Origin of the sequence: Candidatus Protofrankia californiensis (genome assembly GCF_900634765.1) — a bacterium.
In the GTDB taxonomy this organism is placed as follows: domain Bacteria; phylum Actinomycetota; class Actinomycetes; order Frankiales; family Frankiaceae; genus Protofrankia; species Protofrankia californiensis.
The window spans coordinates 3464-14033 of the sequence record NZ_CAAAFT010000067.1 but is presented as its reverse complement, the minus strand read 5'-3'; the positions used below and the strand labels follow the sequence as shown (position 1 = coordinate 14033).

At 65.6% G+C, this 10570-nt stretch carries 8 protein-coding genes; 2 read left to right on the top strand and 6 right to left on the bottom strand.

Annotation, left to right across the window (positions count from 1 at the left end):
• The 6 genes from DD1DGNOD_RS30685 to DD1DGNOD_RS04075 form a co-directional block, all read right to left on the bottom strand.
• The coding region (locus tag DD1DGNOD_RS30685) for a DegT/DnrJ/EryC1/StrS family aminotransferase (protein ID WP_131769501.1) at window positions 1-117 on the bottom strand (117 nt) is incomplete at its 3' end.
• Window positions 118-128: 11 nt separating this feature from the next.
• Complete coding sequence (locus DD1DGNOD_RS04095) at window positions 129-1130, bottom strand: SDR family NAD(P)-dependent oxidoreductase (RefSeq protein ID WP_131765384.1); 1002 nt, start codon at window positions 1128-1130, stop codon at window positions 129-131.
• A gap of 101 nt (window positions 1131-1231) precedes the next feature.
• Window positions 1232-2278, bottom strand: coding sequence for a Gfo/Idh/MocA family protein (locus DD1DGNOD_RS04090; RefSeq protein ID WP_131765293.1), 1047 nt, complete (start codon window positions 2276-2278; stop codon window positions 1232-1234).
• 231 nt (window positions 2279-2509) lie between these two features.
• Entirely contained in the window at window positions 2510-7228 is a 4719-nt protein-coding gene (locus DD1DGNOD_RS04085; protein ID WP_131769479.1) for a DUF4082 domain-containing protein, read from the bottom strand.
• 808 nt (window positions 7229-8036) lie between these two features.
• Window positions 8037-8654, bottom strand: coding sequence for an aminoacyl-tRNA hydrolase (pth, locus tag DD1DGNOD_RS04080; RefSeq protein ID WP_131765291.1), 618 nt, complete (start codon window positions 8652-8654; stop codon window positions 8037-8039).
• Window positions 8655-8681: 27 nt separating this feature from the next.
• Window positions 8682-9323, bottom strand: coding sequence for a 50S ribosomal protein L25/general stress protein Ctc (locus tag DD1DGNOD_RS04075; RefSeq protein WP_131769478.1), 642 nt, complete (start codon window positions 9321-9323; stop codon window positions 8682-8684).
• Window positions 9324-9506: 183 nt separating this feature from the next.
• Between DD1DGNOD_RS04075 and DD1DGNOD_RS04070 the strand changes: the two genes are divergently transcribed.
• Window positions 9507-10175, top strand: coding sequence for an acetyltransferase (locus DD1DGNOD_RS04070; RefSeq protein ID WP_131769477.1), 669 nt, complete (start codon window positions 9507-9509; stop codon window positions 10173-10175).
• Window positions 10176-10236: 61 nt separating this feature from the next.
• The coding region (locus DD1DGNOD_RS26480) for an MBL fold metallo-hydrolase (RefSeq protein WP_165036395.1) at window positions 10237-10570 on the top strand (334 nt) is incomplete at its 3' end.

Here is a 10570-nt window from a genome sequence, read left to right as displayed (position 1 = left end):
GACATGCTCGGCGAACGCCCGTTCGAAAGCGGCGACCCGCGGGCCCTGCGCGATCCAGCCGCTTGCCAGGGCCTCCGTGACCGCGTCGGCCTCCTCCTGGCCGAGCCAGGGCCTCATGACCGGGATCGTCATGAGGAGACCCCGGATTCGCCGCCGCTCTGACCGTCCCGGACCGGGCGCTGCTCGGCCTGCCACCACTGGAGCAGCCGGCCCAACCCCTCGGTGAGACCGACCTCGGCCTTGAAGCCCAACCGTGCCGCTGCCGCCGCGGTGTCCGCGAGGCGCCGGGGTACCGGGCTCGCAGCCCGGGCCGGGCCGAACTCCAGCCCGAGGTCGGTGCGGCCCATGACCGCCTGGAGGGATTCGGCCAGGTCGCGCAGGGACGTCTCCGTCCCGGAAGCGACGTTGAAGACCTCGTCGGTGACGTCGGCTTCGGCGGCGAGCAGGTTCGCCCGCGCGATGTCATCGGTGAAGACGAAGTCCATGGTCTGGCTTCCGTCACCGAGGATCAGCGGTGGCCTGCCCGCGGCGATCCGCTCCATCCAGCGAACCAGGACCTCGGTGTACACACCGTGGATGTCCATCCGCGGCCCATAGACATTGAAGTAACGCAGTGCGACATAGTTGAGGCCGTGCATGGCCTGGAAACTGCGCAGCAGGCCCTCGTTGAACAACTTCGCGGCGCCGTAAAAGGTGTCGTTGCCGTATGGATGATGGTCCTCGCGGGTCGGGAAGTCCATGGCCGCCCCGTATACGGATGCCGATGACGACGCCACGACCTTGCCGACGCCGGCGGCCAGCGCGGCCTCGACCACGTTGTAGGTGCCGTCGACAAGGACCTCCAACGCCAGCCGCGGCTCCTCCACGCACTGGGTGATCCGGATCGCGGCCAGGTGGAACACGACATCGATACCGGTCGTGAGCTCGGCGAGCAGAGCCCGATCCCGGATGTCACCCTCCACCAGGCGCACCCGGCCGGACGCCAGGGCATGCTCCAGGTTGGCCCTTCTGCCACGGACCAGGTTGTCAACAACAACGATCTCCGCCGCCCCGGCAGCGACCAGACGGTCACAGATCGACGAACCGATCGTGCCGGCTCCGCCTGTCACCAGGCATCGGGACCCTGCCAGCGGCACCGCTGCCGCCTGGGTGCTGTCCACTTCGGGTACTTCCCTCCGTCGTCAGGATGAGCGCATGACCGGGTGCCGCGGCACCGGCTGGGCGGACCGCGTCAGCGATCGACACGCAGCGGGACCGTCGCGCCGTGGTATTCGAGGCTTCGGGACGCGGCTTCCAACACGTCCAGTACACGCAGCCCGGCACGGCCGTCCGTGCGGGCTGGACGGCCCTCACTGATCGCGTCCGCCCACTCACTCATCACCGAGGCCAACGCCTCGCGTTCGACAAGTGCCGGGGCGACCATGTCACCGCTGCGATAGGAGATCATCATCTCGCGCCGGGCCTGGTCACCCAGGCTGTCGGCGGAACTGAGGTCCACACCCCGGTCGTGGATGGCCAACCGCTGTGTGGGGTTGAGGTCGTCCCATACCAGCGTCCGCCGGGAACCCCCGACGATCGTAGTCCGGATCTTGGTAGGGGACAGCCAGTTGACGTGGACATGGGCGATCGCGCCACCGGTGAGCGACAGCGTCAAATAGGCGACGCAGGCCCGGCCCGCGCCGATCGGATCGGCGCCCTGCGCCGAAACCGCCTCCGGAACCACGCCCGAGGGCAGGATGAAGTCGAGAATCGACAGGTCATGCGGGGCGAGATCCCACAGCACGTCGACGTCGCGCTGGACCAGACCCAGGTTGATACGTACCGAGTCGACGTAGTGGATGTCGCCGAGCTCGCCGGCGTGCGCCAACTCGCGGATCTTCATCACGGCCGGCGTGTAGCAGTAGGTGTGGTCGCACATGAGGACCAGTCCGCGTTCCTCCGCGGCATCCACCAGCTTGACCGCTTCCGCCGACGACGAGGCAAGAGGCTTTTCCACCAGGATGTGCTTGCCGGCGTCGAGAGCCCGCATGGCGACATCCGCGTGGGTCGCCGCCGGAGTCGCCACGGCCACCGCGACGACGTCGGGGTCTTCCAGCAGGTCGTCGAGTGAGGAGGTCGTCCGCACGGTGCTGTACGGACCGACGACCCGACGGGCTCGCTCGACATCGAGATCGCAGACCCACCGAAGCCGCATCCGCGGTGAGTTCTGGATATTACGTACGAGATTTGGGCCCCAGTAACCCGCCCCCACGACGGCGGCACCCATTGCTTCCGACATGATTCGCTACCCCCCAGTATGCGATCACCAGTCGCGATCATCAGTCGCGATGGACTGCGCCAATTATGCCAACAGGGTCTGACATGACAGGCACCCCCACGTCGGCTCGACCCGACGGACGTGGACGTGGGCACAAGACAGGTCGGCGCCGGAGATCGGACTTCGGCGCCGACCGACAGACAATTCCGGATGTTTGGTAACTTCCGGGTATTTAGTAACTCATGGTCATAATCATCCGGCCTTCTGGAAGATTACGTCCACCCAGTAGTTGGTGTTGTCGTAACTATTCACCGGGAATCCACCTGCGCCGTAAAGGTAGAGACCGTTGCCACCGGCGAGGCCGGTCAAGGGAGCGGCCCGGTACTGGCTGTTGAAGAAGCCACCGGTATTCGCGTACCCGCCGACAGCGGTGTGGTAGCTGGCCACGTACTCCGTCGCGGCAGTGATCGACACCGGAGTGGCGAACATCAGCGTCTGCCAACCGGTCGCGGTTTCGTTGGTGAACGTGCCGGTCGCCAGCAGCTGACCGGACGCCGACCACAACGACCCGGTGTGGGTACCCGTGTTGTTCGCGCCCTTGTAGAACCGTACGCCGGTGATGGTGCCGTTGGCGTCCGAGCTGAAACGGACCCCCAACTCGATGGCACCGGTGTCCGTACTCGACGGATTCGCGGGAACCTGGGTGTTGAAGAGCGTGCACGGGCAGGTCGCCACCGGCTCCTGCGTGGCGACAACCGGGCTGACCCAGTAGTTGGTGTTGTTGTAGCTGGTTGTCGGGAATCCTGCGGAGCCGTTGCGGAAGACCCCGTTCATCCCGTCCACGCCGGAGGCAGGGGCGTGCAGCGGTGTCGCGTTCCAGTCATCGGTCGCGAAGTAGGCGGGGGTTGACGCGTAGCCACCGTTCGGGGCGTAGTAACTCGCCACATAGGTGGTGTTCGCACTGATCTGCACCGGCGTGCTGAAGGTCAGCGTCTGCCAGCCGGTTGCCGTCTCGTTGGTGAACGTGCCGGTCGCCAGCAGCTGACCGGACGCCGACCACAACGACCCGATGTGGGTACCCGTGTTGTTAACGCCCTTGTAGAAGGTCACCCCGGTAACCCAGGAGGTGACGTCGCTACGGAATCCGACGCCGAGTTCATAGGCGTAGGTGTCATTGCTGGACGGATTCGCAGGCACGGTCGACGTGGGCCACAACGTGCATGGACAGGTGGCGGGTGTCCCGGTCGTGAAGGTCCACGTGTACGGCGACGCGAGTGCCACGCCGTTTACTCCGGCCGCGTTCACCGAGGCGGTGTAGGTGGTGGTGAACTGCAATGGAGCGGACGGCGTGAAGGTGATCCTACGGGTCGCGTCGTCATACGCAGCCGAGCCACTGATGTTCGTCGTACCGGCCTTGAGGGTGAAGGTGATGCTGGCCGGATCCAGCGACCGGTCGAAGGTAATCGTCGGTCGCACTCCGAGCGCGACGCCCGTGCTGGTGTTCGCCGGGCTGACCCCTGTCACACGAGGTGGTGTCGGCGCGGGCTGGGTGAGGGAGAACGCCACGTCCACCCAGTAGTTGTTCGAGTTGTAGCTCTGGTTCGGGAATACGCTGCCGGCTCCGTAGGCGAACACACCGTTCGGCCCGTCCACGCCGTTACCGAGCGCGGTGAGTGGTCCGTACGACGTCCCACCGGAGGCGAAGTAACCTGCTGTCGCCGAATAGTAACCGATGGAGGTGTGGTAGCTGGCTACGTAAGTGGTACCCGCGGTGACCTGCACGGGAGGGTCGAGCGTGACCTGCTGCCAACCCGTCGTCGTCTCATTGGTGAAGGTGGCCGTGGCCAGCTGGGTACCGGTGGTGGACCACAACGTGCCGATGTGGGTACCGGTGTTCTTCGGCCCCTTGAAGAAGCGGATCCCGGTGATCCAACCATTCTGGCTCGCCCGGAACTTCACACCGAGCTCGAGCGCGGACGCATCGTTGACGGTCACGTTGCCGGGCTGCTGCTGGTCACTCCAGATGGTGCACGGGCATGTACCCGGTGCCGGCTGGACGGCGCCGGTGGTGAACGTCCATGTGTACGCGGGGTTGATGGCGTGCCCCTGGTAGTCGGCAGCAGTGACCCCCGCCGTGAACGTCGTGCCGGCCGCCAGGGCCGCGTTCGGGGTGAACGTCGCGCTCAGCGCCGCCGAGTTGACCGACACCGTCCCCGCCACCGAGGTACCGCCGCTCGTCTTGAGCGTGAAGGTCACCGACGACGGGTTGAACGGCTTACCGAACACAGCCTTGAGCGAGGTATTCAGCGGCACGGAGGAACTACCTGCCAGCGGGGACACCGATGCGATCTGGGGTGGTGATGTGTCGGTGGATGTGTCGCCGGTGAACACCACGTCCACCCAGTAGTTCGTGCCGTTGAACGTGCTCGTCGGGAAACCGGCCGAGCCGGCGCGGAAGACGCCATTGGCACCGTCCATCCCGTCCGGCAACGCGAGCAACGGAGCGGTGTAGGCCGACTTCCCGGTGAAATAACCTCCGTCACCGGCATAGTGGCCGCTGGGCGCGTAGTAGCTCGCCACATAGGTGGTGTTCGCCTGCACCGCCGCCGGCTGGGCAAAGGTCAACGTCTGCCACCCGGTCGCAGTTTCGTTACTAAAAGTCCCCGTGGCCAGCTGCGTCCCCGTGTTCGACCACAACGTACCGGTGTGGGTACCCGTGTTACCCGAACCCTTGTAGAAACGGATCCCGGTGATCGCCCCGCCGATCGTCGTCCGGAAACGGACACCGACCTCGATCGCGCTCGCGTCCGCGTCGGCCGGGTTGGTCGGCAGCGCGTTACCGAAGATCGTGCACGGGCAGGTTCGGGCGTCGACGATCAGCGAGGCCGTGACCGGGCTGCTCAACCTGGCACTGTCATCGGTGGCACGGACCTTGAGCGCGAAGGTGCCCGGCGCGTTCGGGATGAACGTGTACGACCAGCTCACATTGGATGCGGCTGCGGCGAGCTGCGCCGGATGCCAGCTCGACCCCCCATCCGTCGACACCTCCACCCCCGCGACCACACCACCACCGGCATCCGTCGCCGTACCCCTCACGGTGTACGACTGCCCGACGACCCCGTGTGCCGTCGAGGTCACCACGGCGCTCGGCGCCTGGGTGTCCATACTCGCCGAAGCCGCGGCCAGACCGCTGATCAGGCTCTTCGGCCGCACGCCCATGTCCGCGAACAGGTTCACCGTGGCCTGCTGCATCGCCGGGCTCGCCGTGGTCAACGGACCGTCATGCACAGCATCCAGCCCATAGGCCCACTGGACGGTGCCGGCACCGAACACCAGCGCACCGCTCGCCGCCCGGTAGAGAGTCATGTTGTGGGTCACCTGACCCGGGCCGACCTGACTACCGTAATCCAACAGCTTGTGCTGGACGGTCTCGGTCTGCGCGGTCAGGTCGAACGCCCCCGCCGGCCGGAACCCATTGTCCGCATCGGTGTCGAACTCATACCCCAGGGTGGCGTTCGCGAGCGTGACAGTCGAGCCGGATGTCGCACTCGCCACCGAGGTGTTCCGCCAGAACCGCAGCTTCGAAAACGCCGCCGGAATCTTCATCGCGAAATCCGTCGGCGGGTCCACCATGTACAACGTGCCCTGCAACTCGTTCTCCGGACGCCCACCATTGCTCGGGGGGCTGTACCGCGGATCCCGCCAGGTACCCGTCCACTCCCCCGGATACTGCGGATCCTGCGGACTGGAATTCTTCGTCTCCTTGTAACAGACGATCGTCCGCCAGTTCGTCGCCGAACCGTCGATGCTGGGCTCCCAGCGCGTCTTCCAATAGACCGAGTTCGCGCCGAAAAACGCCAGATTCACCCCGGCGTCCCGTGCGGCCTGCACATTCGCCCGCTGTTCACCGGACCAGTATTCGTCATGCCCCGACGAGATAAACGCCTTATGATTTTTGATCAGAGTACCGCGCCGCGCCGAATCAACATCCGTCGTGTACGTCAGATCATACCCGTTCGCCTCCAGGAACCGGATCATCGGATACTCCGCGGCGAAGATCCAGTTATGACCGTCCGTCTCGCTCACCCGCGACAGATACGGCCGGTTGTAACTCACCTTGTACGCCCGCCCCACCGGGCTCCCCTTATACAGACTGTTACCGCCGTAGGCGTTGTACGCTGTCCACGTCGAATCCGACGTCTGCAGCAACATGTCAGAATGACTCGCGTCATCCCGCACCACGAACGGCACGTGGCTCGCACCCTGACCATCCGTACGCACCAGCTTCACGACATACAGACCCGACAGCGCTGTCGACGGCACCGTCCACGACGCCGACACCGCCCAGTTCCCACAGTCGATCAGACCGGTAACCGCATCGTTCAGACACTCCGGCTGCACCTGCGGAAACGCCACCGACGGATTCACCGTCGCTATCTTCCGCGCACCGTCACCGCCATAGTAACCAAGCCGGTAAATATCAAGCCGATACGCGGAAGCGGTGCTGTTAATCTTGAAGGAGACCGTTCCACTCACGTTCACACTGATATCCGTCGCGAAACCCTGCAACGTCGGATCACCCGCATCGGCATTATCCAGATCCCACTCCGACTGCGGACTACCCGGCTGCAGATTCTCACAGACAATCTTCCCCGATACCGCCGGATCACACGACGCCGCCGACAGCGGCACGGTCGACTGGTCGATCACGGCGGCCGCGGCCTGCCCGATGTTGTTCGTCACACCGGACAACAGCTTCGTCACACCGGACAACAACGTTGGAGAGGCCGTCGTCGCACCGGCATCGGCCTCCGTCACCGTGCTCGCGGTCGGCGTCGCATGCACATCCGATTCCAGCCGCGGCACAGCCACGACCGCCACCGCCACGGCCACCGCCACACCTGTGACCAGCGCGCGGCTGCGGGTGACCCGCAGCCGCAGCCGGCGCCGACCGCCACCGGACCCGCTCATGACAGCCCCCGCCCACCGTCACGGACCGGTTCACCCACCGGATGGCCAAAAAATAAACGGTCCGACTCGGATTCAAAGAAACTCCCAACGCACGGAAACAAATTCCGCCCGCTGGAAACCCGGCGATACGGGTCCACAATCATCCCCCCAGAAATCCGGACCGCCGCCCACGCGACGACCCCAGATGACAGGCCGACCGGCTAAACCTTCCCCCCGAAGGCAACGGAGCACGGAAATACAAGCCCGGACCACACGGTGACGTCCCCCGCATTCCGTGTTGCCCGCGTGACACATCCAGCCGTACCTGATGGAAGTGCCATCCTGTCAGATTAGACGACCGGACCGAACCCGGTGACAACAGATTGCGGCAAACTACGGGAAATTATTACAACGAGTGATGCCCTACATGCAAAAGGCCACCTCTGTCGCGCCCTGAAGATTGACCGAGGCGTGTCAGGGCTGTCAGGGCAATTGAAAGTGGCCTTGCGCTGAGAAATGACCTTGCGCCGAGAACAACGGCGGTCAAGCTGAGCCGGCAACAGGTTTCCAGGACCAGAAAGCGATCATTACATGCTTCGGTGCGATCTTGCGGTCGGCTGACAACCGGGCGGAGTCTGACGCCCAGGGTCGCGTAGCCCGCTCCCAGTCCACTGTCGGAAACCGGCCCGCCATCGGCTGACGCCCAGAGCCGCGTAGCCGTTCACAGACAGGATCGCCATCCGACCGGATACGGCCGGGAGGGACCGAGGGCGGGGCATCCAGATGGATGGCTCGCGGGGCGAGAGAAGGGAGGGGCCCTGGAGAAAAGCTAAGGATGAGGTCTGGCGGTCGAGGTGTGGAACGTGTTCTGGGTGGCCTCAAGGCCCCTGCCGAGCAGCGAGTCCACGGCATCGGCCGCCTGGTCCAGCAGGAACGGAAGTTCCTTGCGTTCAGGGGTGGAAAAGTCCCGCAGGACGAAGTCGGCCGGGTCCATCCGCCCGGGTGGGCGTCCAATGCCGACCCGGACCCGCAGATAGTCACGCGACCCGAGCGATGTGGTGACCGAACGCAGGCCGTTGTGCCCGTTGTCGCCGCCCCCGAGCTTGAGCCGGATCGTCCCGAAAGGGATGTCCAGCTCGTCATGGATGACTACGATTTGCCCGACGTCGACTTTGAAAAAAGTACGCAGAGCGGCTACGGGTCCACCCGAGGTGTTCATGAAGGAGCGGGGCTTGGCGAGTAGGGCGTGCACCCCGGCGAGCCGAACGTCGGCGACGTCCGCCCGTCCCCGATGAGTTCGGAAACGGTCCCCGACCCGCTCGGCCAGCAGGTCGAGGACCATGAATCCGACGTTGTGCCGGTTGCCGGCATACGCCGGGCCGGGATTGCCCAGTCCGATGACCAGCCACGGCCCGGTGGCCACGACGTCGGCTTCCGGCGGACTCATCGCGGCGTCACCCGGCCGGAAACGTCATCAGGCCGAGGAGCCGGCCTGCGCCTGCTCGCCCGCGGCGGCCGCGGCCCCACCGGCCGTTTCGCCCCCGGCGAGATCGGCATCCACCTGGGCTGCGGTCAACCTCGCCAGCCCCTGGACCACGACCTGCTCGGCGTCGGTCTCCAGCACCGAACCCTCCGGGAGGACGAGCTGACCGGCGCTGACGTTCGCACCTGCCTTGAGACCGGTGATGTCGACCTCGATCGACCCGGGGATGTCAGTCGCGTCCGCCTGCAACGAGACAACTGTCAACTGCTGGTCGACGAGGGTGTCGCTTTCGGCGTTTCCGACGAGCGTCACCGGAACCTCGACCGTGACCCGCTCACCCCGACGGATGATGACCAGGTCGACATGCTCGAAACTGCCCTTGATCGGATGGCGCTGGACGTCCTTGGGGAGGGCAAGCTGGGTCCCGTCGGACAGCTCCAGCCGGAGCAGCACGTTCGTACCGGCATCGGTCTTGAACGCGTGAAAAAGATCGTGAGCCTGCAACGAGATGTGACGGGGCGGCTGACCGTGGCCGTACAGGACGGCCGGGACCTTGCCGGCCTTGCGGGTACGACGAGCCCCGCCCTTGCCGAACTCGGTGCGGGGCTCCGCGACAATGCGGACCTCGGACATGGCGGTACTCATCCTCCTACGATCTTCAGTGGACATCGGCGCCGCATGGAACAAGGGAAGCGGCGGCGCCACGACGCGGTCCTTCAGAGTACCGGACGCAGGGCGGACCGGCGGATCCGCCCTCAGCCGGGTAGACCCGTCGCCGCACAATGTGTGCAGACAGCTATAAGCTATAACAGTCCGATGACGGCCCAAGCACTGCAGCCCCTGTTGCTGGTCGGCGCCGGTGGGTTCGCCCGCGAGACGGCGCAGGCCGTTCTCGCCGCCGGGCGATATCGGCTGATCGGCTTCACGGACGACAATCCGGCCCGCCACGGCACCGAGGTTGACGGCCTGCCCGTCATCGGCGGCACGGACGTGGTCGGCGGAATGCCGGATGTGGCCGTGATCCTGTGCCCCGGTTCCGGCGCGATACGGGCCAAACTCGCCGCCCGCCTGGCCGCCGGCGGCATCGGCCCGGACCGCTTCGCCACGGTCGTCCACCCGAGCGTGCACCTACCACCTTCATGCACGCTCGGTCACGGTTCCGTCCTTCTCGCTGGAGTGACCCTGACCACATCCGTCACCGTTGGTAATCACGTTTCGGTGATGCCGAACACGGTGCTCACCCACGACGATGTCGTCGCCGATTTCGCGACGATCTGCGGATCGGTCTCGCTGGCCGGACGGGTGCACGTCGGGGCCGGCGCCTACCTCGGCCAGGGCGCGCTTGTCCGGGAGAACCTCACGGTCGGCGCATGGTCGACGCTCGGCATGGGCGCGGTCGTACTCACCGACGTTCCCGAAGCCGAGGTGTGGGTGGGTAACCCGGCCCGGTTCCTGCGCCAGGCGGCAAACCCACCCTCGCTATAGTCGACAGCGCACGTTGACCGAGGCCCGCGCCAATAGGCGCGACAGGGGGGCGGAAACCGACATGCCAACGGCGGCTGCACAAAAAAGGTCCATCGACTACATCGGCCACGCCGGTTTCGTCGTGCGACACGACGAATTCCGGCTGCTCATCGACCCGTGGTTTCACCCGGCTTTCCTCGAGTCCTGGTTTCCGTTTCCCGACAACGGACACCTGCTGGATCCGGTCGCCGCCGGCTCCTACGACGCGTTGTACGTCTCGCACACTCACACCGACCACTTCGACCGGACGCTGCTGCGCATGCTTCCCCGGTCGCTGCCCGTGCTCTGCGCAGCCTTCCGCTCCCGGGAGCTGCTACGGGAGATGCGCGACCTCGGTTTCAGCGACATCACCGTGC

Excerpts from the sequence above, each read along its gene's own strand:
- DD1DGNOD_RS04090 (WP_131765293.1), bottom strand. The coding sequence starts at position 2,278 with ATGTCGGAAGCAATGGGTGCCGCCGTCGTGGGGGCGGGTTACTGGGGC.
- DD1DGNOD_RS04085 (WP_131769479.1), bottom strand. The coding sequence starts at position 7,228 with ATGAGCGGGTCCGGTGGCGGTCGGCGCCGGCTGCGGCTGCGGGTCACC.
- pth (WP_131765291.1), bottom strand. The coding sequence starts at position 8,654 with ATGAGTCCGCCGGAAGCCGACGTCGTGGCCACCGGGCCGTGGCTGGTC.
- DD1DGNOD_RS04075 (WP_131769478.1), bottom strand. The coding sequence starts at position 9,323 with ATGTCCGAGGTCCGCATTGTCGCGGAGCCCCGCACCGAGTTCGGCAAG.
- DD1DGNOD_RS04070 (WP_131769477.1), top strand. The coding sequence starts at position 9,507 with ATGACGGCCCAAGCACTGCAGCCCCTGTTGCTGGTCGGCGCCGGTGGG.